Origin of the sequence: Comamonas sp. CAH-2, from assembly GCF_009668305.1 — a bacterium.
Lineage (GTDB): Bacteria > Pseudomonadota > Gammaproteobacteria > Burkholderiales > Burkholderiaceae_C > Comamonas > Comamonas aquatica.
Window position 1 is genome coordinate 64,626 of record NZ_VSWF01000013.1, and the last position, 24,017, is coordinate 88,642.

Consider the following 24,017-nt stretch of genomic DNA (forward strand, 5'->3'; position numbering starts at 1 on the left):
CCGCGCCCTGGCCGTGGGGGCGCGGGCAGGGCTGCACACGCTGCCCTTGCCGCCGCCGAGGGGGCAGCATGAGGGGGCGAGCCCCCTCAGCGCACCGACCTGGGCCCTGCCTGATCCGCAGGGCCTTTGTTTTGCCGCGCTGGCCTGCAGCGCCGGGGCAGTACGGGGATAATTGCGCCCCTTATGTCCTTGAAGATCACCTTTCCCGAGTCACTCCCAGTCTCCAGCCGCCGCACTGAAATCATGGAGGCCATGGAGCGCCACCAGGTCATCATCGTCTGTGGCGAGACCGGCTCGGGCAAGACCACGCAGTTGCCCAAGATTGCCCTGGCGCTGGGGCGGGGCAAGCTGAATGCGCCGCCCGATGCCCACGGCCAGGTGCGCGGCCGCCTGATCGGCCACACGCAGCCGCGCCGGATTGCGGCCAGCTCCGTGGCCAAGCGCATTGCCGAGGAACTGAACACCCCGCTGGGCGAGGTGGTGGGCTACAAGGTGCGCTTCCAGGACACGCTGCAAAAGGGCGCCTCGGTCAAGCTGATGACGGACGGCATCTTGCTGGCCGAGACGCAGACCGACCCCTTGCTGCGCGCCTACGACACGCTGATCATCGACGAGGCGCACGAGCGCAGCCTGAACATCGACTTCCTGCTGGGCTACCTCAAGCAGATCCTGCCCAAGCGCCCGGACCTGAAGGTGGTGGTGACCTCGGCCACCATCGACGCCGACCGTTTTGCCAAGCACTTCGAAAGCGCCCAGGGGCCTGCGCCGGTGATCATGGTCTCGGGCCGCACCTACCCGGTGGAGATGCGCTGGCGGCCTTTCGAGGAAAAGAAGGACTACGACCTGCACGATGCCATCGCCGAGGGCGTGGACGAGCTGTGGCAGGGCGGCGCGGGGGGCGACATCCTGGTCTTCCTGCCGGGCGAGCGCGAGATCCGCGAGGCCGCCGACCACCTGCGCAAGCACCTGCAGAACTACCCGGCGTTGCGCAGCGCCGAGGTGCTGCCGCTGTTCTCGCGCCTGTCGCAGGCCGAGCAGGACCGCATCTTTGATGGCCACACTGGTCGGCGCATCGTGCTGGCCACCAATGTGGCCGAAACCTCGCTCACGGTGCCCGGTATCCGATACGTGATTGACGCAGGCACGGCGCGCGTCAAGCGCTATTCCTTCCGTAGCAAGGTGGAGCAGTTACTGGTCGAGCCCATCAGCCAGGCGGCCGCCAACCAGCGCGCCGGCCGTTGCGGCCGCGTGGCCCACGGCATCTGCATCCGCCTGTACGACGAGGCCGATTTCACCAGCCGCGCCCGCTTCACCGACCCGGAAATCCTGCGCAGCTCGCTGGCCGGTGTGATCCTGCGCATGAAGTCGCTGGGCCTGGGCGATGTGGTGAACTTCCCGTTCCTGGAAGCGCCCTCGGGCCGCGCCATTGCCGACGGCTACCAGCTGCTGGCCGAGCTGGGCGCGGTGGACGAACGCGGCCACCTGCTGCCCATGGGCCAGGAGCTGGCCCGCCTGCCGCTGGACCCGCGCGTGGGGCGCATGATTTTGGAGGCGCGTGCGCGCGGTGCCGTGGCCGAGGTGCTGGTGATTGCCTCGGCCCTGTCGGTGCAGGACGTGCGCGACCGGCCGCTGGAAGCCCAGCAGCAGGCCGACCAGCAGCATGCCAAGTTCGATGACGAGAAAAGCGAGTTCACCGGCTACCTGCGCCTCTGGAAGTGGCTGCAGGACGCGCGCGGCGGCAAGGTGGTGGCCAAGACGCGCGCGGAGATGGCGGCGCAAAGCAAGCCCGCGGCCAAGCCTTCGGCGCGCAACCAGGCCTTCCTGCCGGTCAGCCAGCGCGCCAGCGGCGCGCAGCCCGAGGGCACGGTGGAGGAGCGGCTGGCGCTGTTCAACCCGTCCGAAACGGTGGAGGACGCCACGCACAAGCTCAGCAACCGCCAGTGGGAGCAGTTGCTGCGCCAGAACTACATCAACATCCGCCGCGTGCGCGAGTGGCGCGACATCCATTCCCAGCTGCTGACGGTGGTCAAGGAGCACCGCTGGCAGATCAACACCGAGGCCGCGGGCTACGACGCCGTGCACCTGTCCATGCTGTCGGGCCTGCTGGGCAACATCGGCTACAAGGGCGAGGAGAGCGACGCCTACCTGGGCGCGCACGGCATCAAGTTCCACCCGCACCCCGGCGCCCACCTGAGCAAGAAGCCCGGGCGCTGGATCGTGGCGGCCGAGCAGGTCGAGACCTCGCGCCTGTATGGCCGCGGCATTGCCGCCATCGAGCCGCAGTGGCTGGAAGAGGTGGGCGCGCACCTGCTGAAAAAGCAGCTGCTGGACCCGCACTGGTCCAAGAAGCAGGCCGACGTGGTGGCGCTGGAGCGCGCCACGCTCTACGGCCTGGTGGTCTACAGCGGCCGCCGCGTCAGCTACGGCCGGGTCGATCCCGATGCGGCGCGCACCCAGTTCATCCGCCAGGCGCTGGTGGAGGGCGAGTGGGACACGCACTGGCACTTCCTGGCCGCCAACCTCAAGCTGGTGCGCAAGGTCGAGGAGCTGGAGCACAAGAGCCGCCGCCAGGACGTGCTGGTGGACGACGAGTTGATCTTCGCCTTCTACGACCAGCACCTGCCGCGCGACGTGTACAGCGGCGCCACCTTCGACCAGTGGTTCCGCGCCGCGGGCAAGGGCCAGCCCGAGCTGCTGCGCCTGTCCAGGGACGAGCTGATGCGCCACGAGGCCGCCGGCATCACCACCGACAACTTTCCCAAGGTGGTCAAGCTGGGCGGCGTGGACTGCAGCGCGGCCTACCTGCACAGCCCCGGCGATGCGCGCGATGGCGTCACGGTGACCGTGCCGCTGTTCGTGCTCAACCAAGTGTCCGAGGAGCGCGCCGAGTGGCTGGTGCCCGGCATGCTCAAGGACAAGATCCAGGCCCTGCTCAAAAGCCTGCCGCAGCGCCCGCGCAGCCGTTTCGTGCCGCTGCCCGAGAACGCGGCGCGCCTGGCCGAGCTGTTCATGCAGTCCGAGCGCTGGGCCAAGGGCGGGCTGATCGAGGCCCTGCTCAAGCAGGTGCGCGACGAGACTTCGCTGGACGTCAAGCGTGCCGACTTCAAGCTGGACATGCTCAGCCCGCACCTGTTCATGAACTTCCGCGTGATCGACGAGCACGGCCGCCAGCTGGGCCAGGGCCGCAATCTGGCCGCCCTCAAGGCCGAGTGGGGCGCCAAGGCGCGCGGCGCCTTCCAGGCGCTGGCGGCGCTCAAGGTCAGCAGCACCGTCGAGGCGATCAAACCTTCAGAGCCCAAACAGCCTCCAGCGCAGGCGGGGCAAGCGCAGAAAGCTCCTAAAAACGACAAGACTGCCCCGCCCAAGTCGCCGGCCCAGAAGGCTGAGCAGCGCTACACCGCCTGGAGCTTTGGCGAGTTGCCGGAGCTGATGGAGATCAGCAAGGGCAGCACCACCCTGATCGGCTTTCCGGCGCTGATCGACCATGGCAGCGAGGTCGGCATCGAGGTGTTCGACGAACCCGAGGTGGCGGCCGCCCGCCACCGCGTGGGCCTGCGCCGCCTGTTTGCGCTGCAGATCAAGGACGCGCTCAAGTACCTGGAAAAGAACATCCCCGACCTGCAGAAGATGGCCGTGGCCTACATGCCGCTGGGCACGCAGGAGGAGCTGCGCGCCCAGATCATCGATGTGGCGATCGACCGCGCCTTCCTGCAGGAGCCCCTGCCCGCGAATGCGGCGGATTTCCAGCAGCGCGTGCAGGACGGGCGCGGGCGCCTGACCCTGATCGCCAACGAGGTGGCCCGCATGGCCAGCACCATCCTGACCGAGTACGCCGCTGCGGCGCGCAAGATCAAGGACACCAAAAATGCCCCAGAAGCCACGAAGGACGCGGGCGAGCAGCTACAAAAGCTGATGCCTAAGAACTTCATCGCCGTGGCCCCCTGGGCGCAGCTGGGACATTACGCGCGCTACCTCAAGGCCATCACCACGCGCCTGGACAAGTACCGCGCCGATCCGGCACGCGATGCCGCCAAGCTCAAGGAGCTGCAGCCGCTGGAGCAGCGCTACTGGCGCCTGGTGGCCGAGCGCAAGGGCCAGGTGGACGCGCGCATGCAGGAGTACCGCTGGATGCTGGAGGAGCTGCGCGTGAGCTTTTTCGCGCAGGAGCTGCGCACGCCGTACCCGGTCAGTGCCAAGCGCCTGGACAAGGTCTGGGGCCAGCTGCAGCAGTGAACGGGCGCGGGGGGCCGCGTGCGCTCCGCCCCCTGCTGCGGTGGCTGGGGCCTGCCTCAGTGCTGGGCGGTGGCGCTGGGGGCCTGCGGCGCAGCCTGCGTGGCCCGCGCCTGCTTGCCGATCAGGCCCAGGTGCGTGAAGCCAAAGCCTTGCGCATATTTCAGGCCGTAGCCCAGGGCCCGGTCAAAGCCGATGTGCGCCGCCCAGATCAGGCCGGCCGCCAGCCACAGCGGGTGCGGCAGCAGCACACCGGCCAGCAGGCAGGCCAGGGCGCCAATGTAGGCGTGGCTCAGGTTGTAGGCGATGGCGCCCACGCGGGCCCCGGCCAGGTAGCCCAGAAAGGCCAGGTCCGGCACCAGGAACAAGGTAGCAAACCAGCCCCAGCCCTGGCCGTAGCGGGCATAGCAGGCCGTGGCGACCAGCAGCACGCACAGCCCTTCGAGGCGCAAGGTGGTGCGCAGGGCGCCGGTGACGGCCCCGTTCATGGGGGGCGCAAGGGAGTCGGTATGGATGGACATGCCCCGCATCCTAGCGGGCGGGTGGCGGGCGGCCGCGCCATATCGCTGCACCAGCGTCAAGCTTGGCCGTCACAAACCTGGGTGTTTTGGGCTTGAGCCCCGGGGCCGGCGCGTGCACAATGCGGCGGCGCAACAAGGGACGCCGCGCAAGTGGGTGCTTGGTGACAACCCACAGCGGCGTGCCACAGACACAGACAGGGAGACACCATGTTCCGCACACTTTTGAAGTCCAAGATCCACCGGGTCAAGACCACGCAATGCGAGCTGCACTACGAAGGCTCGTGCGCGATCGACGAGGATCTGCTGGACGCGGCCAACATTGCCGAGAACGAGCAGATCCACATCTGGAACATCGACAACGGCGAGCGCTTCGTCACTTACGCCATCAAGGGGCAGCGCGGCAGCGGCATGATTTCGGTGAATGGCTCGGCCGCGCGCCGTGCCGCCGTGGGCGATCTGCTGATCATTGCCGCCTTTGCCCAGGTGCACGAAAGCGATGTCGCGGAGCACCAGCCCCAGCTGGTGTTCGTGGACGAGCACAACCGCCAGACCGAGCTGCGCCACAAGGTGCCGACGCAGACGCTGTGAACCGGCGCTGAGCCGTTTCCCATGTCCCTCGGGCGCTGGTTGCCCGGGGGCTTAGTTGAACCAGCCCGGGCGGGCAGGGCGCCAGCGCGTCCGCCACCGTGGCGCAACTTATTGGCCGACATGACTTCATTGCACACAGAGGGCGGTGTCCCCACGGGCACGCCGTACGGAACCATTCCCCCCGCATCCCCCATGCCGGCCCGCAAGCCGGTGAGCTTGCCGCGCCTGGCGCACATGCGGGCGCAGGGCGAAAAGATCGCCATGCTGACGGCCTACGACGCCACGTTTGCGGCCGTGGCCGATGCGGCGGGCGTGGACTGCATCCTGGTGGGTGACTCCCTGGGCATGGTCTGCCAGGGGCGGCACAGCACCGTGGGCGTGTCGGTGGAAGACATGGTCTACCACACGGCCAGCGTGGCGCGCGGCCTGCACCGCAGCCAGGGCACGACCTGGCTGGTGGCCGACATGCCCTATGGCAGCTACGCCGAAAGCGCCGAGCAGGCCATGCGCAATGCCTGCGCCCTGATGCAGGCTGGTGCGCACATGGTCAAGCTGGAGGGTGGCGGCTGGACGGCCCGCACGGTGGAGTTCCTGGTGGCGCGCGGGGTGCCCGTGTGCGCCCACCTGGGGCTGACACCGCAGACCGTGTACGCCCTGGGCGGCTACCGCGTCCAGGGCAAGGACGAAGCCGCCGCGCAGCTGCTGCGCCAGCAGTCGCTGGAGCTGCAGAACGCCGGCGCGGCCATGCTGGTGCTGGAGATGGTGCCGGCGGCCCTGGCCGCCAGCATCACCCAGGAGCTGGCGCACTGCCACACCATCGGCATTGGCGCCGGCAACGGCACGGCCGGGCAGGTGCTGGTGCTGCACGACATGCTGGGCATGAACCTGGGCAAGATGCCCAAGTTCGTGCACAACTTCATGCAGGAGGCCGGCAGCATCAAGGGGGCCATGCAGGCCTACGTGCAGGCCGTGAAGGCCGGCAGCTTCCCGGACAACCAATTGCACGCCTGGTAAGCCACCGGGCGTTTCCCACCCCAGAGAGATTGCTGCCATGCAGATCGTTCACACCGTCGAGGCCTTGCGCCAGACCCTGGCCGGCCGTGGTCGGCCCGCCTTTGTGCCCACCATGGGTAACCTGCACGACGGCCACCTGTCCCTGGTGCGCCATGCGCGCGGGCATGGCGATGTCACCGTCGCCAGCATCTTCGTCAACCGCCTGCAGTTCCTGCCGCACGAAGACTTCGACAGCTACCCGCGCACCTTCGAGGCCGACTGCGCTAAGCTGCAGGCACAGGGCTGCGACGTGCTGTTCGCCCCGCGCGAGCCGGACCTGTACCCCCAGCCCCAGACCTTCAAGCTGCAGCCCGATCCGGCGCTGGCGGACATCCTGGAAGGGCATTTCCGCCCGGGCTTCTTTACCGGCGTGTGCACCGTGGTGATGAAGCTGTTCGCCTGCGTGTTCGGTGCCGCGGGCGGCGGGGTCGGGGTCTTTGGCAAGAAGGACTACCAGCAGTTGCTGGTGATCCGCCACATGGTGCAGCAGTTTGCGCTGCCCGTGCAGATCGTCGGGGTGGACACGGAGCGGGCCGGGGACGGCCTGGCCCTGAGTTCGCGCAACGCCTACCTCAGCGCCGAGCAGCGGGCCCAGGCCCGCGCGCTGTATGCGCAGCTGGAGTGGCTGGCCACCCAGGTGCGCCAGACGCAGCAGCCGCTGGCGCAGCTCGAAGCCCAGGCCATGGAACGCCTGACGGCCCTGGGCTGGCAGCCCGACTACCTGACCGTGCGCCAGCGGGACGACCTGCTGCCCCCGGCCGCCGGTGCGGCCCCGTCGTCGCCGCTGGTGGCCCTGGGCGCCGCCCGCCTGGGCAGCACCCGCTTGATCGACAACCTCGAGTTCTAGGCGCTACGTACCCCAGCCCGGGCCACCGTGGGGTGAGGGGGCTTTCTGCGGCAGGTCCGCTGCGGCCTGCCAGTTGGCGGGCCGGGGTGGTGTCAGGGCCGGGCATCTGAGCGCCTGCCCACCATGTCCCAGCGTTGGTGCACATCGCCTGCTGGTTGGCGTGGCACGGCAGGGCTGCTACGCTGGCGCACTGTGTCACCTGTCCCCAGCCCGCGCCCCTCGGCGCGGGCCATCGCCTAGCCCATGTCCTTTGCCCCATGCTCTGCCCCGTTGTCCCCGGAGGCCACGTCCTCCCTGCCTGCCTTGCCGCGCCTGACGCGCGAAATGCTGGTGCTGACCGGCTTGCTGCAAGGCGGGCTGGTCTACGCCTTTGTGCAGGGCTGGCTGGGCAGCGAACCCCAGGCGCGCGCGCCCTGGCTGTCGCTGCTGCTGGCGGTCTCTCTGTTTGCGATGATGTCGGCGCTGCAACTGCGCGACCGCCTGTGGTGGGCCAGCCTGGCCGTGGTCGGCGCCGTGACGGCGGGGCTGAACTTCAGCGTCGTGTGGTTCATGGGCGATCGCTGGCTGCCCCGCATCTGGTGGCCCTGGCTGCTGGCCCAGGGCGCGCTGCTGCTGGTGGTCCTGGCCTGGGTGCAGGCGCTGTTGCAACACCGCAGCCTGCGCCATGTGCCGTATGCCAGCTTGTTCACGCACGCCTGGAACAATGCCATGGTGATTGGCTTTGTCACCAAATTTGTGGGGCTGTGCTGGTCGGTGCTGGGGCTGTGGGCGGGCTTGTTCGCGCTGCTGAAGGTGAAGTTGTTTGTCACCACCTTCACGCAGCCGCTGTTCGTCTGTTTGGCGACAGGGGGCATGGTCGGCGTGGGCCTGGTGCTGGCCCGCGGCCAGCCCAAACCGTTGCGCATGCTGTTGCAGTTGGCGCTGGCGCTGTGCAAGCTGCTGTTGCCCTTGCTGTCGCTGGTGGTGGTGCTGTTCGTGCTGTTCCTGCCTTTCACGGGGGTGCAAAGTCTGTGGGAGACGCGCAAGGCCGCGCCGCTGCTGATGGGCGTGTGGCTGTGGATGCTGCTGTTTGTGAACGCCGTCTACCAGGACGGCGATGCGAGCGAGGAGCCCTATCCCGCGCCAGTACGGGCCCTGATCGGTGCCGCCCTGGTGGCCATGCCGGTGTTGGCGGGGCTGGCCCTGTGGGCCGTCTGTCTGCGTGTGCAGCAATACGGCTGGACGCACGAGCGCGTCTGGGCGGTGGTGATTGCCGCGGTGCTGCTGGTGTATGCGCTGGGCTATGCCGTGATGGCGGTGCGCAGCTGGCAAGGCCCCTGGCTCGATGGCGTGCAGCGCCTGAATCCGGCGATGTCCTGGCTGGTGCTGGCGCTGCTGGTGCTGCTGCACACGCCGCTGCTGGATCCCTACCGCCTGGGCGCGGCCAGCCAGCGCGAGCGCCTGCTGCAGTCCACGGCCCCGGTGTCCCTGGCCGATCTGGACAGCCTGCGCTGGGACCATGGCCGCCATGGCTTGGCCGCGCTGCAGTCCTTGCAGTCCGAGGCGCGCTTTGCCACCGGGGAGGTCGCCCAGTGGCTGGCCCAAGTGCTGGTGGCGACAGAGCGCATGACGCGCGCGCCGCGGCCCGAAGCCCCGCCGCAGCCGCTGGCCGGCCACCTGGAGCTGGCGCCAGGGCACGAACGCCCGGCGCAGGACTGGTGGACCGCCATTGAAACGCCGCCGCTGCGCGACCATCTGGCGCATTGCCTGCGTGAGGATGTGCGCTGCCTGGTCTTGCAACTGCCGCTGGAGCGCCAGGGCCCGCCCTTGCCGTTGGTCTGCCGTCTGGGGGGCTACACCACCAACTGCCAGGTGTTTGGTCCGCAGGCGCAGGGCGGCTGGACGCGGGTGGGGCAATTGGCTTGGGGGGGGTTGTCATCCGAGGGGCGTGCGCAACTGGCCCAGGCCGTGCAAGAAGGCCAACTGTCCGTGCAGACCCCGCGCTGGAACGATGTGGTGGTGACAGGGGCGCAGGACCTGCCGGCAGGGCGCCTGCGTGACTGAGGCCAGGGCTGTCTGACCGGTCGGGCGCTGCCCAAGGCGTGTGCGGCGGCCATGGAGGGCTGGCGATGGCCGTGCGTGCGGCGTGCTGCGCTCCTGAATGGATAGCTTTCAGCGCAATAGCGATGCGCGATGGACGCCATGAGGGCTGTACCCATCAACTGGCATACAGCAGCAGGGCCAGGTGGGGCCACAGCACATACAGGTACACCGGGTGCGGGCGCCATGGGGGGCGCACGCCCGGTGCGCGCGGGCAGGGCGGAGGGGCCGGTGGCGCCGCCGCGGGATTGAGGTCCGCAATGCTGAGCAGCGAGGCCATCCAGAAACGGCAGGCTTGCGCGGGGTCGGTCACCATGCGGGGGCTCCATGCTTCAACTTGGATAGCGCATGCTGCGCCGCATATGTGACAGTTTGTCGAAGCCCGTGCCGATCGCGGCGTTGGATGACAGTGTGTTCGGTCGCAGGTTCCGCAGGGCGAAACCCGAAAACGGGTCACGCACGTGACCCCGGGTGGGGGCCTACCCGAATGCGCCGCCCGGGTGGAGGCGATAGTTTCAGGGCATTCGCAACCCTCTCACGGACCTGCTTCATGCGCGCACACTTCCAACACTGGCCCCGTCGCACCCCTCGGACCTTGATGCCTCCCGCCACCTCGCTGTGGGACAACCTGGCGATCAGTGCGCGCCGTTACCCGTCCAAGCCCGCGCTGCACTTCTTTGGCCGGGCCGTCAGCTACCGCGAACTGGCCGAGGGGGCCGAGCGCCTGGCCGCCCACCTGCACAGCGCCGGCGTGCGCCAGGGCGACCGCGTGATCCTGCTGATGCAGAACCTGCCCCAGCTGGTGCTGGCGCACTTTGCCATCCTGCGCGCGAACGCCGTGGTGGTGCCGGTGAACCCGATGAACCTGGCCGAGGAACTCAAGCACTACATCACCGACGGCGAGGTCCAGGTGGCCATCACCACTGCCGATCTGGGGGCAGAGCTGGTCAAGGCCAGCAATGCCTTGCCCGCCGGCCAGGGCCTGCAGCAGGTGGTGGTGACGCAGCTGGGCGACTATCTGCCGCCGCCCGCGCAGCGCGAGCCGGTGCCCGAAGTCTGGCAGGCCTGGTTGACCATGCAGCGCCCGGCCCTGCAACTGGAGGGCGGACAGGTCGTACCCTGGGACCAGGCGCTGGCATGCACCGCGCCCGCACCGGCGCTGACGGTGGGGCCACAGGACCTGAGCGTGCTGCCCTACACCAGCGGCACCACCGGTCTGCCCAAGGGCTGCATGCACACGCACGCCAGCATCATGTTCAATGCCGTGGCCAGCGCGGTGTGGGGGGCGGCCACCAGCGAGAACGTGACCCTGGCGGTCATCCCCATGTTCCACATCACGGGCATGGTGTCCATGATGCATTCCACCATCTACGCTGGCGGCAGCATGGTGCTGATGCCGCGCTGGGACCGGGAGCTGGCCGGGCGCCTGATCTCGCAGTACAAGGTCACCAACTGGACCAACATCCCGACCATGGTGATCGACCTGTTTGCCAGCCCGAACTTCCAGCAGTTCGACCTCAGCAGCCTGACCTACATCGGCGGTGGCGGCGCCGCCATGCCCCAGGCGGTGGCGCAGCGGCTGTTCGAGGCCTATGGGCTGCGCTACCAGGAAGGCTACGGGCTGACGGAAACCGCGGCCCCCTCGCACAACAATCCGCCCGAGCATGCCAAGCAGCAGTGCCTGGGCATCCCCTTCATCAGCACCGATGCGCGCGTGGTCGATCCCGACACGCTGCAGGAAATGCCCGTGGGCGAGCAGGGCGAGATCGTGGTGTGCGGACCGCAGGTCTTCCAGGGCTACTGGCGCAACGAGGCCGCGACCCGCGCGGTGTTTGTGGAGATCGACGGGCAGCGGTTCTTCCGCACCGGCGACCTGGGGCGCGTGGACGAGGATGGCTATTTCTTCATCACCGACCGCCTCAAGCGCATGATCAATGCCAGCGGCTTCAAGGTCTGGCCGGCCGAGGTGGAGGCGCTGATGTTCCGCCACCCCGCGATTCAGGAGGCCTGTGTGATCGCCGCCAAGGACGCCTACCGCGGCGAGACGGTCAAGGCCGTGGTGGTGCTGCGCGCCAGCCACCAGGGGCAGGAGACCGAGGAAAGCATCATCGCCTGGTGCCGCGACAACATGGCCGCCTACAAGGTGCCACGCCTGGTGTCCTTTGTCGACGCCCTGCCCAAGAGCGGCAGCGGCAAGGTGATGTGGCGCCTGCTGCAGGAGGCCGAGACTGCCACCGCCTGAGGCCAGCGCCGGGCTCCACCAGCCGATGGTGGACCCGGTGTGGGCAGCGGTTGGCGTTTTTCATAGCTGCCCGCGCAGGCAGGTTGCGCGCTGGCAGCCATTTTTATTCAAAGGCGGCATCCGCCCCGTGGCTGCGGCAGATCAAGCATTTTCTGGCTCGCCAGCCCGGCAGGGCCGCTGCCGAGGAGTAAGCTTGGGGCGCTATGGCCCATGTCACTTTTCCCCCTCCCTACCATTCCCCCAACCGCGTCGCCGACCAGTTGCGCGACCATGGCTATGCCGTGCTGCAGCCCGCGGACACAGCGGCCTGGATTGGCTGCGAGGTGGCGGACCTGATGGCGCTGACCCCGGACTGGGCGTCCCTGCCGCCCGATGAATTCCTGCGCGACGGCGGACGCTACCGCTTTCGCCGCCATGCCAGCTTCCGGGTGCAGGGCGATGCCGTGCAGCAGGTGCCGCACCGCGCGCACTGGCAGCCGGTCAAGTACAACGCCTTGCACGGCGGCATGGAGCGCTGGTTTGCGCCCATGCTGGCCCACACCACGCAACTGGCCGTGTGGCCGCAGCTGATCGCCAAGCTGGCCCAGCTGTCGCAGCAGCTGTTTGCGCCCGATCCCGCCGAGCCCTGCTTTGTGGAGGCGCACCAGTTTCGCATCGACACGGCCAGCGGCATCGGCCGCCCGACGCCCGAAGGCGCGCACCGCGACGGCGTGGACCTGGTCGCCGTGTTCCTGGTGGGGCGCGAGGGCGTGAAGGGCGGCGAGACCCGCGTGTTCGAGGCCAGCGGCCCCAGCGGGCTGCGCTTCACCCTGACCGAGCCCTGGTCGCTGATGCTGCTGGACGATGCCCGCATGATCCACGAATCCACCCCCATCCAGCCCCTGGACGAGGCCCGCCACGGCGCGCGCGACACCCTGGTGGTGACTTGCCGCCGGCAGTGCTTCCAGGGCGATGAGGGCAAGAATCCAGTCTAAGTTCCTGTCTGATTTGACACGCGTCAAGACAGTCGGTGTACTACAGTGGCAGACTGCATCCATGGGCTGGCACACGCCAGCCCCTGTTTCACACAACGAGGAGTTATCCATGTTCAAGCACATTCTGGTTCCGGTGGACGGTTCGGCCACTTCCATGCTGGCCGTGACCAAGGCCGCCGAGTTGGCGAAGGCCTTTGGCAGCGAAGTCACCGCCGTCTACGTGCTCGACCCCTATCCCTTCACGGGCGTGGGCGCCGACTTTGCCTATGGCCAGGCCCAGTACCTGAGCGCGGCCACCGCCGAAGCCAACAAGGCGCTGGAAGACGTGCAAAAGACCATGGCCGACGCTGGCGTGGCGGTCAAGACCCTGGTGGGCGAGGGCCATGCCGTGCACGAAGGCATTGCGCGCGTGGGCGAGAACGTGGGCGCTGACCTGATCGTCATGGGCTCGCACGGCCGCCGTGGCCTGGAAAAGCTGGTGCTGGGCAGCGTGGCGCAGCGCGTGCTGCAGACCGCCCATGTGCCGGTGCTGGTGGTGCGCGACTGAACACGCGCACCCCGCCCCAGACCGGCCTGACGGGCCGGTGCGGGCGAGTTGCTTGCACAACGCTGCTTCGGCAGCGTTTTTTTATGGCGAGCCGTCGCTGGCCGGGTGGGCCTACTGGCCCAGGCGGGCGTACAGCGCATCGGCCACGCGCCGTGCGGTTTGCAGCATCTGGATGCTCAGCGGGGCCAGCAGGCGGATACCGCCGCCCTTGCCGGTGCGCAGGCGGTGGGCCTCGTCCAGGCGCTTCCACTGCACGAAGAAATGCTCGATGAAGCGCAGCATCAGCGCCAGCTGCAGGGCAAAGCGCTCGGAGGGAACGCCCAGCCTGCCCAGCGGTGCCAGCAGTTGTTCCAGCAACTGCAGCAGCTGGGTGGGGTGGGTGCTGACCGTCAGCGCCACGCCCAGGGTGGACGCGCAGGCCAGGCGCAGGGCGCTGACGGTGGCCAGCGCGTAGTGGCCCATGATGGCGTGGAAGACGGCGATCAGCGCAGCGGCGATCAGCACCGAGGCGATCAGGCGCCGCGCCACGCGCGTGGCCGCCCCCAGGCTGAACCACAGCACGGCGCAGCCCAGGGCGCACAGCCCCAGGGCCCACGGGGCCTGCAGCAGGAACAGCAGGGTGCTGAGCACGGCCATCAGCCCCAGCTTGAGGCCGGGGCGCAGGCCGTGCAGCCAGGTGTGGTGTTCGCTGTAGAGGCTGCCCATGCTCAGTTGCCCAGGGCCTGCAGGCGCTGGCGCACATCGGCCTCGTAGGCCGCGCAGACCGTGGCGCCGGAGCCGTCGGCACGCAACTGGCCCGCATCCAGCCAGAGCACGCGCTCGAAATGGCGCACATGCTCCAGCAGGTGGGTGGAGACGATGATCTGTTGCGGTGCCTGCGCCATGTCGCGCGCCAGGCGTGCCTGGCCCGGCAGGTCCAGGCTGGCGTAGGGCTCGTCCAGCAGCAGGCTGCGCGGGCCGGCCAGCAGCAGGGCCAGCCAGCACACATGCTGGCGCTGGCCCTGGCTGAGGCTGGTGACCGCCCGCTCGGCCCAGTCCTGCAGGCCGCGCTGCTGCAGGAAGGCCAAGGCCTGCGCCTGGGCCTGCTGCTTGCTCAGCCCCTGTGGGCGCAGGCCCAGGGCCAGCTCCTCCAGCACGGTGGGGAAGATGATCTGGTCGTCCGGGTTCTGGAACATCATGCCGACCCAGCGGGCGCGCTGGCTGCCGGCGGCATGCAGGTCCTGGCCCTGGCTCAGCACCCTGCCGGTGTCGGGCACTTCCAGGCCACACAGCAGGCGCAGCAGACTGGTCTTGCCGGCGCCGTTGTCACCGATCAGGCCGATGCGCGGCTCGGCCAGCGACAGGCTCAGTCCGTCGAACACCGTGGTGCGGCCACGTTGCAGGCGCACCTGCTGCAGCGCCAGGTGGGGCACAGGGACAAAGTCGGGGGCGGCAGCGGCGGTCACGGTCATGCAGATGGGGCGAAGGGCAAGGCAAGGCGCATTGTGCCCGATGGGCCCGGGCCGGGCGGCCATGTAGGACGGTGCCCACGCGCTGGGCGCGGGTGGCTGCCCATAATGGTTGGCATTCCCAACCCAGGAGTTTTGTGATGAGCCAATACCAAATTGCGGTGATCGTGGGCAGTCTGCGCAAGGAATCGTTCAACCGCCAGCTGGCGCATGCCTTGATCAAGCTGGCCCCTGCACAGGTGCAGTTCAAGGAGGTGGCGATCGGGGAGCTGCCCTTGTACAACCAGGACGCCGACGGCCACGAGGTGGCCGTGGTCAAGCAGTTCCGCGATGCCATCCGCAGCGCCGATGCGGTGCTGTTCGTGACGCCGGAGTACAACCGCTCCATGCCCGGCGTGCTCAAGAATGCGCTGGACCAGGGTTCTCGCCCCTACGGGCACAGCGTCTGGGACGGCAAGCCGGCGGCGGTGATCGGCATGTCGGTCGGCGCCATCGGTACGGCGCTGGCGCAGCAGCATTTGCGCAATGTGCTGGCCTACCTGAACATGCCCACGCTGGGGCAGCCGGAGATGTTCCTGCAGGCCAAGGACGGCTTTTTCAACGCCGATGGCAGCGTGGGCGAGCAAAGCCGCGCGTTCCTGCAGAAGTTTGTCGAACTGTTCGCCGGCTGGGTGGCGCAGCACAAACGCTAGGCCGACGGGCACAGCCGCTCTGATGCGGCCTTAAAAAAAAGAGCTGCCAGCGCAGGTACTGTGTGCTTTTGCAGAGGTTTTCTCTGTCAAAAGCAGCAAGCATAAGCGCTGGCAGCTCTTCTTTTTTAGTGTGTTTACGGGGCCTTTGCGCTGTCGATGGCGTCGACGATGGTCTTGCCCGTGCTTTGCACGCCAGGGCGGTTGAAGCCGGGGCCGGGGGTGACGGCCGGATGGTCCAGCAGGTACTGGCGCACTTGCTGGGCCTGGGCTGCGCGCGATGGGGCCTCCGGCGTGGGCGCCGGGATGTTGCGCGTGTTGTACAGGTAGGTTTCGTACACGTCCGCCTGCTGGCGCAGCTCGGCCTGGTCGGCACGCTGCTGCTGCATCCAGTAGCCGCCGAGCACCAGTGCGCCGACCAGGATCGCGACGCTCAGCATCAGAAAGGAAGCCAGTTGGGAGTCATTGCTGCTGGAAGCAGCGGGTTTGCGTGCGGCCATGGTGAATGTCTGAAAAACTAGGGTTAGCCCGAATCATTGTAGACGCTGGAAACACTGTGTAACTATTTGTGGTGCGATCGGGTGGGGCTTTGTGCACACCCAGCGGGTACCAGCCTTCGTGTTTGGCTATGTGCGTACTTCTACTTAGGTGGCCAAAATCACTGTTTTGGTGCGTGCAAGTGCCTGTTTTTGTTGGTGATTTGTGGCGAATTTCCAGGGTTTGCGCCTAATCTTGGTGCGGGCCAATATTTTTAAAATGTGTGTCACATTGCTGCGGCTTGCCGCGCGCGTTCTGTTTTGCAGATGGCGTAGCTGCAGCCCCTGGCTCCACCGATTACTACCGACAACAAGGACTCCCATGGTCATGATTCGCCGTACTTTTATTGCCGCCTGCGCCACCGCTGCGCTGGCGACCGCAGCAGGCACCGCAGTGGCCGCCCCCAAAGAAGTGAAGATGGGCTATGCGCTGGCCGTGAACTCGCACTACGGTGCCGCGGCCAAGGCCTGGACGGAATCCGTGGAAAAGGCCACGGGTGGTGCTTTTGCCATCAAGCAGTTTCCTTCCAGCGCGCTGGGCGGTGAGCGCGAGCTGATCGAAGGTCTGCAGCTGGGGACGGTGGAAGCCGCGATTGTCTCCACCGGTGCGCTGAGCAACTTTGTGGGCGATGTCGGTATCGTGGACATTCCCTTCCTGTTCCGTGACACCAAGCACGCCCGTGCCGTGCTGGACGGCAAGTTTGGCCAGGACCTGCTGGGCAAGTTCAAGCAGCGCGGCCTGGTGGCACTGGCATGGGGGGAGCAAGGCTTTCGCCACCTGACCAACAACAAGGTGGCGGTCAAGGGCGTTCCTGATATGAAGGGCCTGAAGATCCGTGTGACCGAGAACCCCGTGCACATCACGGCCTTCCGCACCCTGGGTGCGTCGCCCACCCCCATGTCCTGGCCTGAAGTGATCAGCGCCCTGCAGCAGGGCACCATCGACGGCCAGGAAAATCCCATTTCCGTGCTGACCTCCTCCAAGCTGTGGGAAGTGCAAAAGCACCTGTCGCTGACGGCCCACGTGTATGCGCCCATGGTGCTGATCCTGTCGCCCACCTTCTGGGGCAGCCTGACCGACGCGCAAAAGGCCGCCTTCACCGAAGGTGCCAAGGCCGGTGGCGTAGCGTCGCGTGCCTTCGTGGACGACGTGGAAACCAAGGGCGTGGAAATGGCCAAGAGCCATGGCATGCAGGTGGTCGAGAAGGTCGACACGGCTGCCTTCCGCACGGCCCTGGAGCCCGCCTACAAGCAGTACGCGAAGAAGTTCGGCCAACAGACGCTGGATGCGATTGCCAACGTGAAGTAAGCCAGCACGGCTTGCGCGACGCCAGGCCGGGCATCGGAGTGCCTGCGTGAGCCCCAGGGCCGCGCAGGCTTTTTGCCTTAGTGCAGGTGGCGCAAGACCGTGTTTGGGTGCCCGGGCAATGAAGTCCTTGCATGCCCGGGGTGTCTGCACTCTTTTCGAGAAAGAGCCGCGTGCAGGGTGGGCCGGTGGCCCGCCCCCCCACGCTCTATCGACGTATGCTGAATTGCATTGAACGGTGGCTGGTGGCCGCCAACCGCTGGATTTTGATCGTGCTGCTGCTGGCCATGGCCGGCATCATCTTCACCAACGTGGTGCTGCGCTACACCACGGGCGACTCCATTATCTGGGCCGAAGAGGTGGCCCGCCACATGATGATCTGGGTGGCCTTCCTGGGCGCCGGCCTGGCCCTGCGCTTTGGCGGCCATGTCGCCATCGACAACCTGCACCGCGCCGTGAGCACGCGCATGGCGCGCGTGATGCGCTCGCTGGTGCTGCTGGGCCTGTCGGCCTTCTTCATATTCATGGCGGTGGCCTCCAGCGACTATGTCTGGCGCACGCGTTTTCAGAGCACGGCCGCCACAGACATTCCGATCTCCTTCATCTATGCCGCGATGCCGGTGGGCTTTGTGCTGATGCTGCTGCACCTGCTGCTGATTGCCCGGCGTTATGTGCTGGAGGGCGACTACGCGCGCTCCGAAGAGATCGATGGTGAAGCCGCAGGCTCGCTGTAAGCCAGGTCGGGACAGGGATTCAAAAAAATGACTTTGACTTTGATTGTGGGCCTGGTGCTGTTGATGGTGCTGGGCTTTCCGGTGGCCTTTGCCTTGGCTATCGCTTCCGCCATCGCCGTGTTTGTGGGGGGCAAGTACCCCCAACTGGTGGTGTTCAAGGAAATGTTCACTGGCATCGACAGCTTTCCGCTGATGGCCGTGCCGTTCTTCATCTTTGCGGCCGAGCTGATGTCGGGCGGCGCGCTGACCCAGGTGCTGCTGCGTTTTGCCGCGCAGTTCGTGGGGCACCTGCGTGGTGGCCTGGGCTATGCCAACGTGGGGTCGTCGGTGCTGTTTGCAGGGATCTCGGGCTCTGCCCTGGCCGATGCAGCCGGGCCCGGCGCCATGATGACCAAGATGATGACCAAGGCCGGCTATGACCGTCCGTATGCGGCCGCGTTGACGGCCAATTCGGCCATCATCGGTCCCATCATTCCGCCGTCGATCAGCATGATCATCTACTCTTTGCAGGATGAGAACGTCTCGGTGGGCGCGCTGTTTATCGCGGGTTTTGTGCCGGGCCTGCTGATTGCCGCAGCGCTGTGTGCGGTGAATTGGTGGGTGAGCCGGCAGCGCGGCTACCGTTCCACCGAAGCACGTCCGTCCGGCAAGGATATGCTGCTCAACACCATCAAGGCCATCCCCGTGCTGCTGCTGGTGGCCTTGATCATCATTGGTATCCGCTTCGGGGTGTTCACCCCCACCGAGGCCTCGGTCGTGGCAGTGGTGTACGCCTTCATCTGCGGCAAGTGGATCTACCGCACGCTGCACTGGAGTGCGATCCCTGCCATCACCTCGCGTTCGGCGTTGCTGACGGCGTCGGTGTTGCTGGTGATGGCGGCCTCCCAGCCGTTCGCTTGGATTCTGACGGTGGAGGGCGTGCCCCAGTACCTGTCCGAGCTCATCATCAGCTGGGAGCTGTCGCCCATCATGTTCCTGCTGGCGGTGAACGTGCTGTTGCTGATCTTTGGCATCTTCATGGAGCCACTGCCCGGCATCATGATTCTGGTGCCCATCCTGGCGCCGATTGCAAATGCTCTGGGCATCGATCCCATCCAGTTCGCCATGGTGGTGGTGGTCAACCTGACACTGGGCATGATCACACCGCCGGTCGGGGGCTTGCTGTTCGTGACCTGCGTAGCGACGAAAACCTCGTTGTCTGAACTCAACCGCGAGCTGCCGATTTTCCTGGTGGCGCAACTGATCGTGCTGCTGCTGCTGACCTTTGTGCCTGCCCTGTCGGTGTGGCTGCCGCACTCCCTGGGCTTCTGAGTCGCGCGCCGCACCAAGCACAACGCCCGGATGTTCCGGGCGTTTTTTATGCAAGATGGGTCGCGCAAAAGGGCAATAAAAAAGGCCTTGATTGCTCAAGACCCTTTAAATTGGCGGAAGGGGCGTCTGCTGCAAAGTCGTCCGATGAAGTAAGAAATGAACTATAAGTTATTGTTTTTATTGATTTGATGGCATGACCGCTGTCCGATTGAGTTCGATGAGGTTCTGAGCGTTCAAATCTTTTATGGTAGAAAGGATGGTGGATAGTTTTTATTCTCCTCCGAACTTTCTACAAGGATTGATTTGCCGAAGATTGCCAAAGAACTGTCTGCTATACAGGTTAGCAGGCTTACTGAACCCGGCCACCACAGTGTTGGAGGTGTTACTGGTCTCTACTTGTATGTCACCCCTACGGGTGCTCGCTCGTGGGTTCTGAGAACAGTGATTTCTGGCAAGCGCAGGCATATGGGACTTGGGGGATTTCCATCTGTCACATTGGCCATGGCGCGCGAGAAGGCTCGCACTGCGCGAAGTGAGATTGACGCTGGTGCTGATCCTATAGCTGCACGTCATGCAGCAGTAAGTAGGATCAAGGCTGAGCAGCTTAGTGCTGTCACCTTCGAGAGTGCAGCCAAAGCTTACATCGACGCCCACGGTGACACCTGGAAGAATCCTAAGCATAGAGCACAGTGGTCAGCAACCCTGGCTACGTATGCCTTTCCGGTGATTGGAAACTTGCAAACTGCTCATGTCACACAGTCGCATGTACTAGCTGTCTTGGAGCCCATCTGGAAGACTAAAAATGAAACGGCTGCGCGCTTGCGTGGACGTATCGAAGCTGTGTTGGATTGGGCGACAGTCCGAGGCTATCGTGAGGGCGAAAACCCAGCCCGATGGAAAGGGCGCCTTGACAAGTTACTTCCATCTCCCGGAAAGATTCAAAAAAACGGTTCATCGCAAGGCTCTGCCGATTGATGCTGTTCCGCAGTTCATCTGTGATCTGCGGACCAAGGAGGGGATTGCCGCAAGAGCTCTGGAGTTCGTCGTCCTAACAGCCGCCCGCAGTGGAGAGGTTCGTGGGGCAATCTGGAGTGAAGTCGATTTTGATGCAGGTGTATGGATCGTTCCTGGTGAAAGGATGAAGGCGCAGCGTGAACACCGTGTGCCCCTCAGCAAGCAAGCGGTTGAGCTTTTGCGAAAGCTGCCACGGTTTGTCGATAACGAATTCGTTTTCCCTTCGCCTCGCGGCAAGCTACTCTCCGATATGACTTTGCTGGCAGTGATGCGGCGTATGGGAATCGATGCCGTTCCCCATGGGTTTCGCTCGACGTTCCGAGACTGGGTTGGTGAGCGAACTGACTATCCTCGAGAGCTTGCAGAGCAGGCCTTGGCGCATGCTCTTGAAAGTAAAGTGGAAGCGGCATATCGCCGCGGAGATGCCCTAGAGAAACGTCGAATAATGATGCAGCAGTGGAGTGATTTCTTGTATGGACACAACAAATAGTAGCTTCAATTATTCAGAGGGCATATTCATGGCTCTTGGGCCTGATGACCTCCCTTATGCACAAGAATATATTTTTTTTGATGACGACTATGCGAGAAAGCATAAAAATTTTATCTTGAATTCAATTGTTAGAAAAAAACTAAATAAAGCTGCCGTCATTGGAAAATTATTTTTTGATTATAAGATTAATTATGGGAGAAACTACATAAGACGTGCAGAGGCGGTTGATTTAGGTTTGGTTAGTTTTGAGTTTTATGACTTTTTTTGTTTTAGTTAATTTGCTGACAAAGGTTTCTAAATCAATTGAATTATTGAAAAAGAGAAATAATTTTATAAGATACTTTAATGATATTAAAATACTAGAGTCGTATCGCTCAAGATTAAATAACAACATAAGAAATATTGTTGCTAGTTATCAAAACTACAACTACTCAAATTATAAATTTCTGGCTTGCATGCACCCTTATGTAAATACGGTAAAAATGTCCAGTGATAGTGAGTTGTGTCAAATTTTGAGAAGTAAAACTTACCAGAAGATAGAGAATTTTTTTGTTAGAACTGCTAATGATAACCGTAAGAAAATAAATGAATTTGTAAGAGATAAATTTATTGGTAGTAATACTATTTTTATATGCCGATTGGACGTTTTATTTAAAAATAATGGATTAAATTTTTTGCAAAAATGTTCCCTGAAGGAATATAGGGAATGGATTAATTCTCTCTTTGATAAATTCTCGCAATTCAAGTATGCCTTGGATGTAGTTTTCCCATCTGCATTGCTCACTGGGAACATTATTCCTTCAAACCTCCCGGTGGGGCAAATCGTACTGATCTCTACTGAAAGAATCGGAGCCAACAAGAAGGCCCTCAAATCGTTCGCCAGCCAAGTCTCGTGCAGCGGCCCCCTTGATTTCGTGCCAGCCAAACCGTTTCCGAAAGACTTGTCACCCACTGTTGACGGGGTACTGCAGTTCACGCCATCAACCGTAGAAGCCATCAATTGGCTAGCAGAATTTTTAACGATCGAGAGACGTTTCGTCGCTCCAGGCGAAGGTTGTACTGAAGGATCGGGCACAGCACATTGCTTCCGCTTCATCGAACTGAAACACTGAATCTTCAAGATATTTTCTTCTTTTTTTGTATCTAAATCTTCTTTTTTCTATTTTAATTCTTCTTTTTTTATGAAAAGTTAAGTATCTTTTATTGGTAAATATAAGCCTTTTGTCAGCATGTGATGGAAAGTCCATAAATTTCATTCAAGTGAATGCTGTGCTGCCGAGGCGTACCCCATGTAAGAGTTGCATACAGGGATGGATGGATGCGAAGGAGGATGCTGCGGTGCAGTGGGTGCAGTGGGTGCAGTGGGTGCAGTGGGTGCAGTGGGTGCAGTGGGTGCAGTGGGTGCAGTGGGTGCAGTGGGTGCGCCCCACACGACTGAGGGAGGTTTTCTACCTCGTGCCAGATGTTTTGAGTCGTACCAGTTCGGAAAGCTTCGAACGGCTCACTTCATAGCACTCCGCACAGCCTAAAGCCGTGCCATAAATTTGCGAGCCTCACCATGCCAACAACAGCCTCTACCCCTCTTATGCTTTTGCGTACTGCTCAAGTTTGCAGTAAACTGAAAATATCCAGAACAACGCTGTACGCGAAACTGGATAAAAAATCTAAGTACTATGATCCAGATTTTCCAAGACAGATCAAACTTGGATCCAGCTCTGTAGGCTGGGTAGAGCATCAAGTGGATGAGTGGATTTTGAAAAAAATAGCTATTGTTTAGGAAATAACTTTTGTAGCCCTGGCCGCAGGCTGGGGCAATTATTCCGCCAACTATCTTGTAGATATTTATATTATTTTTTATAGTTTGTTGATGGTGAATCTTGGGAGTGTAGGTTATTAATGGTATTTCTATATCTGTAAATTAAATATAGACCTACATCATGAATATAAAGAGATAACCTATCTCTTACAACCTGTAAACTATCAGCTACTCTACCCAGTGTGCTGGTGGCACACACTACAAGGTGTGTGCCAGAATAATCTGTTTTTTTGTTTTAGCATCAAGGATCTAATAATCCTATTTGCTCACTCTGAAGATTTCTCAGAGTATCAAAGGCTTACCTAAGTAGCAACTGTTTGAGCTGCGATCTATGCTTGTACGTTATTTTCGGATCACCTTGCAAGGTGACAAAAAGGGAAGCGAAATTTTACCTAGTGTAGATATTGGGTTGAAGGCTCAGAGCTGTTCTAAGGCTCTGAGTATCTAACTCCGATGAACTACCAAGGTGAGGTCTAATGATAAATGCCAGTGTCTTCCATAATCAACTCCAAGATAATGAAGTTGACTATGCATCCTTGGCCAGCTGGGTTTATCGTCTGAACAAACTGCTCAAGCAAATTTTAGACGACTTGGAGGATGGACCAGACGAGGAAGATTTTGACGTTGCTCGTTTGAGCAAAGCCTAGCAGAGGACCTACAGTGCCTGCTATTGTCTTGTCCTGTAGCTGATCCTTTCAGCTTGGATGAAAGCTCCAGGACCATCAATCCCTACCTCTCAGCTTTCATCAGCAGCCTAGAGCAGGAAGTCGTCGAACAGGACGTTGACAACTTCCTCCAGCTTGATCCACGTGCCTTGCTACAAAGGGTTCGTGAGAACTTGGATTGTTGCACCTTCTACAAGGGCCTATCAAACCTGAAGAGGAACGAGCAGTCTACAAGCAGGTCTCTGTTTCAGTACATCCTTGATCTCAAGGCTGCGTACTCCAAGCTGATGATCATCCGTTTGGATCTCTACACGCCTAGCCACCTAGAATCTGTTAGGCATTGGGAACAGCTCAAAAAGTATGTGGCGGAACGCTATGCGGATTCACATGTTGGTTTTGCTGTGAAGTTTGAGTATGGCCTGCAACGTGGGCTGCACATGCACACCATGTTGTTCTTTAACGGCTCAGTAGTGCGTCAGGATGTCACGATTGCCAAGGCCATAGGAGAGCACTGGAAGGGCACTGTGACGGCAGGAAAAGGCTCTTACAGCAACTGCAATGCCCTAGAGCACCTCAAGCGCATGCGTTACCCCGCTGTTGGCTCATTCCATCAGTTCGACGAACGTACGCTCAAGGGGTTAAAGCACATCGCCAGCTATCTCACTGAGCAAGATCTCACGGTACGCTTTGTGGTTCCAGGGCTGTCGCGCACTCTTCGTAAAGGTGTGATCAGCAAAGAAAAGCGCTCTCGCATTGAAATGCGATCCATAAGGCAAGCGAAATCGCTGGAGTGAGGCGCCTGTTGATTTCCACGCAAAACTTACCCGCCGGGCATGCGGACAAAAACTTGGACTATCAGAGGAGATAGTTCATGTACACATACGCAGACAGGATGCGAGCGGTTGAGCTTTACATCAGACTTGGATT

General features: G+C 62.7%; 23 protein-coding genes. 18 read left to right on the forward strand and 5 right to left on the reverse strand.

What is annotated here, in order from left to right; translation table 11 throughout:
- The first annotated feature begins 183 nt into the window (after positions 1 to 183).
- A complete protein-coding gene (gene hrpA / locus FYM52_RS09715; protein WP_154163931.1) occupies positions 184 to 4,233 on the forward strand; it encodes an ATP-dependent RNA helicase HrpA in 4,050 nt (1,349 codons plus the stop codon).
- A gap of 56 nt (positions 4,234 to 4,289) precedes the next feature.
- Here the strand turns inward: hrpA and FYM52_RS09720 are convergent, their stop codons facing one another.
- The gene (locus FYM52_RS09720) at positions 4,290 to 4,751 is read right to left on the reverse strand and encodes a DUF4260 domain-containing protein (protein WP_238826167.1); all 462 of its coding nucleotides are present in this window, start codon (positions 4,749 to 4,751) and stop codon (positions 4,290 to 4,292) included.
- A gap of 207 nt (positions 4,752 to 4,958) precedes the next feature.
- Here FYM52_RS09720 and panD point away from each other — a divergent pair, with 207 nt between their 5' ends.
- The 4 genes from panD (at position 4,959) to FYM52_RS09740 (ending at position 9,282) form a co-directional block, all read left to right on the forward strand.
- A complete protein-coding gene (gene panD, locus FYM52_RS09725) occupies positions 4,959 to 5,339 on the forward strand; it encodes an aspartate 1-decarboxylase (RefSeq protein WP_042412846.1) in 381 nt (126 codons plus the stop codon).
- Positions 5,340 to 5,459: 120 nt separating this feature from the next.
- Positions 5,460 to 6,353: a 3-methyl-2-oxobutanoate hydroxymethyltransferase gene (panB, locus tag FYM52_RS09730; protein ID WP_154163932.1), complete on the forward strand. Its 894-nt coding sequence runs from the start codon at positions 5,460 to 5,462 to the stop codon at positions 6,351 to 6,353.
- Positions 6,354 to 6,390: 37 nt separating this feature from the next.
- Positions 6,391 to 7,239: a pantoate--beta-alanine ligase gene (gene panC / locus FYM52_RS09735; RefSeq protein WP_042412843.1), complete on the forward strand. Its 849-nt coding sequence runs from the start codon at positions 6,391 to 6,393 to the stop codon at positions 7,237 to 7,239.
- 243 nt (positions 7,240 to 7,482) lie between these two features.
- The gene (locus FYM52_RS09740) at positions 7,483 to 9,282 is read left to right on the forward strand and encodes a DUF4153 domain-containing protein (protein WP_154163933.1); all 1,800 of its coding nucleotides are present in this window, start codon (positions 7,483 to 7,485) and stop codon (positions 9,280 to 9,282) included.
- 154 nt (positions 9,283 to 9,436) lie between these two features.
- Here FYM52_RS09740 and FYM52_RS09745 read toward each other — a convergent pair whose 3' ends face one another.
- Positions 9,437 to 9,634: a hypothetical protein gene (locus tag FYM52_RS09745; RefSeq protein WP_154163934.1), complete on the reverse strand. Its 198-nt coding sequence runs from the start codon at positions 9,632 to 9,634 to the stop codon at positions 9,437 to 9,439.
- A gap of 234 nt (positions 9,635 to 9,868) precedes the next feature.
- On the opposite strand from FYM52_RS09745, the gene FYM52_RS09750 reads away from it, so the two are divergent.
- The 3 genes from FYM52_RS09750 to FYM52_RS09760 all read left to right on the forward strand — a co-directional run bounded on the left by FYM52_RS09750 (position 9,869) and on the right by FYM52_RS09760 (position 13,081).
- Positions 9,869 to 11,560 (forward strand): long-chain fatty acid--CoA ligase, encoded by a 1,692-nt coding sequence (locus tag FYM52_RS09750; RefSeq protein WP_154163935.1) that lies wholly within the window; start codon positions 9,869 to 9,871, stop codon positions 11,558 to 11,560.
- A gap of 203 nt (positions 11,561 to 11,763) precedes the next feature.
- Positions 11,764 to 12,534, forward strand: a complete 771-nt coding sequence (locus FYM52_RS09755; protein WP_154163936.1) for a 2OG-Fe dioxygenase family protein — start codon at positions 11,764 to 11,766, stop codon at positions 12,532 to 12,534.
- 109 nt (positions 12,535 to 12,643) lie between these two features.
- The gene (locus FYM52_RS09760) at positions 12,644 to 13,081 is read left to right on the forward strand and encodes a universal stress protein (RefSeq protein ID WP_042412834.1); all 438 of its coding nucleotides are present in this window, start codon (positions 12,644 to 12,646) and stop codon (positions 13,079 to 13,081) included.
- Between the two features lie 111 nt (positions 13,082 to 13,192).
- On the opposite strand, the gene FYM52_RS09765 is transcribed toward FYM52_RS09760, so the two are convergent.
- Both FYM52_RS09765 and FYM52_RS09770 read right to left on the reverse strand, forming a co-directional pair.
- Positions 13,193 to 13,786, reverse strand: coding sequence for an energy-coupling factor transporter transmembrane protein EcfT (locus tag FYM52_RS09765; protein ID WP_154163937.1), 594 nt, complete (start codon positions 13,784 to 13,786; stop codon positions 13,193 to 13,195).
- 2 nt (positions 13,787 to 13,788) lie between these two features.
- On the reverse strand, positions 13,789 to 14,532 hold the full coding sequence (locus tag FYM52_RS09770) for an energy-coupling factor ABC transporter ATP-binding protein (protein WP_154163938.1): 744 nt from the start codon (positions 14,530 to 14,532) through the stop codon (positions 13,789 to 13,791).
- Between the two features lie 137 nt (positions 14,533 to 14,669).
- On the opposite strand from FYM52_RS09770, the gene FYM52_RS09775 reads away from it, so the two are divergent.
- Positions 14,670 to 15,221, forward strand: coding sequence for an NADPH-dependent FMN reductase (locus FYM52_RS09775; RefSeq protein WP_042412831.1), 552 nt, complete (start codon positions 14,670 to 14,672; stop codon positions 15,219 to 15,221).
- Between the two features lie 134 nt (positions 15,222 to 15,355).
- On the opposite strand, the gene FYM52_RS09780 is transcribed toward FYM52_RS09775, so the two are convergent.
- The gene (locus FYM52_RS09780) at positions 15,356 to 15,718 is read right to left on the reverse strand and encodes a hypothetical protein (protein WP_154163939.1); all 363 of its coding nucleotides are present in this window, start codon (positions 15,716 to 15,718) and stop codon (positions 15,356 to 15,358) included.
- Between the two features lie 358 nt (positions 15,719 to 16,076).
- Between FYM52_RS09780 and FYM52_RS09790 the strand changes: the two genes are divergently transcribed.
- The 9 genes from FYM52_RS09790 (at position 16,077) to FYM52_RS09825 (ending at position 23,884) form a co-directional block, all read left to right on the forward strand.
- Positions 16,077 to 17,063, forward strand: coding sequence for a TRAP transporter substrate-binding protein (locus FYM52_RS09790; protein WP_042412828.1), 987 nt, complete (start codon positions 16,077 to 16,079; stop codon positions 17,061 to 17,063).
- A 215-nt stretch (positions 17,064 to 17,278) separates the two neighbouring features.
- Complete coding sequence (locus FYM52_RS09795; RefSeq protein WP_154163941.1) at positions 17,279 to 17,794, forward strand: TRAP transporter small permease; 516 nt, start codon at positions 17,279 to 17,281, stop codon at positions 17,792 to 17,794.
- A 27-nt stretch (positions 17,795 to 17,821) separates the two neighbouring features.
- A complete protein-coding gene (locus FYM52_RS09800; protein ID WP_045266966.1) occupies positions 17,822 to 19,105 on the forward strand; it encodes a TRAP transporter large permease in 1,284 nt (427 codons plus the stop codon).
- 303 nt (positions 19,106 to 19,408) lie between these two features.
- Entirely contained in the window at positions 19,409 to 20,080 is a 672-nt protein-coding gene (locus FYM52_RS19175; RefSeq protein WP_370513825.1) for a tyrosine-type recombinase/integrase, read from the forward strand.
- On the forward strand, positions 20,013 to 20,609 hold the full coding sequence (locus tag FYM52_RS19180) for a tyrosine-type recombinase/integrase (protein WP_370513826.1): 597 nt from the start codon (positions 20,013 to 20,015) through the stop codon (positions 20,607 to 20,609). Before FYM52_RS19175 ends, FYM52_RS19180 begins: the two co-directional genes overlap by 68 nt.
- Positions 20,593 to 20,886, forward strand: coding sequence for a hypothetical protein (locus tag FYM52_RS09810; RefSeq protein WP_154163942.1), 294 nt, complete (start codon positions 20,593 to 20,595; stop codon positions 20,884 to 20,886). Before FYM52_RS19180 ends, FYM52_RS09810 begins: the two co-directional genes overlap by 17 nt.
- Positions 20,864 to 21,721, forward strand: coding sequence for a hypothetical protein (locus tag FYM52_RS09815; protein ID WP_154163943.1), 858 nt, complete (start codon positions 20,864 to 20,866; stop codon positions 21,719 to 21,721). Before FYM52_RS09810 ends, FYM52_RS09815 begins: the two co-directional genes overlap by 23 nt.
- 446 nt (positions 21,722 to 22,167) lie before the next feature.
- Positions 22,168 to 22,386 carry an AlpA family transcriptional regulator gene (locus FYM52_RS09820; protein ID WP_154163944.1) on the forward strand — a complete coding sequence of 73 codons (219 nt, stop codon included), beginning with the start codon at positions 22,168 to 22,170 and terminating at the stop codon, positions 22,384 to 22,386.
- Positions 22,387 to 23,125: 739 nt separating this feature from the next.
- Entirely contained in the window at positions 23,126 to 23,884 is a 759-nt protein-coding gene (locus tag FYM52_RS09825; protein ID WP_154163945.1) for an inovirus-type Gp2 protein, read from the forward strand.
- The last annotated feature ends 133 nt before the right edge of the window (positions 23,885 to 24,017 follow it).

Excerpts from the sequence above, each read along its gene's own strand:
- FYM52_RS09765 (WP_154163937.1), bottom strand. The coding sequence starts at position 13,786 with ATGGGCAGCCTCTACAGCGAACACCACACCTGGCTGCACGGCCTGCGC.
- FYM52_RS09780 (WP_154163939.1), bottom strand. The coding sequence starts at position 15,718 with ATGGCCGCACGCAAACCCGCTGCTTCCAGCAGCAATGACTCCCAACTG.
- FYM52_RS09755 (WP_154163936.1), top strand. The coding sequence starts at position 11,764 with ATGGCCCATGTCACTTTTCCCCCTCCCTACCATTCCCCCAACCGCGTC.
- panB (WP_154163932.1), top strand. The coding sequence starts at position 5,460 with ATGACTTCATTGCACACAGAGGGCGGTGTCCCCACGGGCACGCCGTAC.
- FYM52_RS09745 (WP_154163934.1), bottom strand. The coding sequence starts at position 9,634 with ATGGTGACCGACCCCGCGCAAGCCTGCCGTTTCTGGATGGCCTCGCTG.
- hrpA (WP_154163931.1), top strand. The coding sequence starts at position 184 with ATGTCCTTGAAGATCACCTTTCCCGAGTCACTCCCAGTCTCCAGCCGC.
- FYM52_RS09815 (WP_154163943.1), top strand. The coding sequence starts at position 20,864 with ATGACTTTTTTTGTTTTAGTTAATTTGCTGACAAAGGTTTCTAAATCA.
- panC (WP_042412843.1), top strand. The coding sequence starts at position 6,391 with ATGCAGATCGTTCACACCGTCGAGGCCTTGCGCCAGACCCTGGCCGGC.
- FYM52_RS09795 (WP_154163941.1), top strand. The coding sequence starts at position 17,279 with ATGCTGAATTGCATTGAACGGTGGCTGGTGGCCGCCAACCGCTGGATT.
- FYM52_RS09820 (WP_154163944.1), top strand. The coding sequence starts at position 22,168 with ATGCCAACAACAGCCTCTACCCCTCTTATGCTTTTGCGTACTGCTCAA.
- FYM52_RS09770 (WP_154163938.1), bottom strand. The coding sequence starts at position 14,532 with ATGACCGTGACCGCCGCTGCCGCCCCCGACTTTGTCCCTGTGCCCCAC.
- FYM52_RS09760 (WP_042412834.1), top strand. The coding sequence starts at position 12,644 with ATGTTCAAGCACATTCTGGTTCCGGTGGACGGTTCGGCCACTTCCATG.
- FYM52_RS09790 (WP_042412828.1), top strand. The coding sequence starts at position 16,077 with ATGGTCATGATTCGCCGTACTTTTATTGCCGCCTGCGCCACCGCTGCG.
- FYM52_RS09775 (WP_042412831.1), top strand. The coding sequence starts at position 14,670 with ATGAGCCAATACCAAATTGCGGTGATCGTGGGCAGTCTGCGCAAGGAA.
- FYM52_RS09800 (WP_045266966.1), top strand. The coding sequence starts at position 17,822 with ATGACTTTGACTTTGATTGTGGGCCTGGTGCTGTTGATGGTGCTGGGC.
- FYM52_RS09750 (WP_154163935.1), top strand. The coding sequence starts at position 9,869 with ATGCGCGCACACTTCCAACACTGGCCCCGTCGCACCCCTCGGACCTTG.
- FYM52_RS09740 (WP_154163933.1), top strand. The coding sequence starts at position 7,483 with ATGTCCTTTGCCCCATGCTCTGCCCCGTTGTCCCCGGAGGCCACGTCC.
- FYM52_RS09720 (WP_238826167.1), bottom strand. The coding sequence starts at position 4,751 with ATGTCCATCCATACCGACTCCCTTGCGCCCCCCATGAACGGGGCCGTC.
- FYM52_RS09810 (WP_154163942.1), top strand. The coding sequence starts at position 20,593 with ATGGACACAACAAATAGTAGCTTCAATTATTCAGAGGGCATATTCATG.
- panD (WP_042412846.1), top strand. The coding sequence starts at position 4,959 with ATGTTCCGCACACTTTTGAAGTCCAAGATCCACCGGGTCAAGACCACG.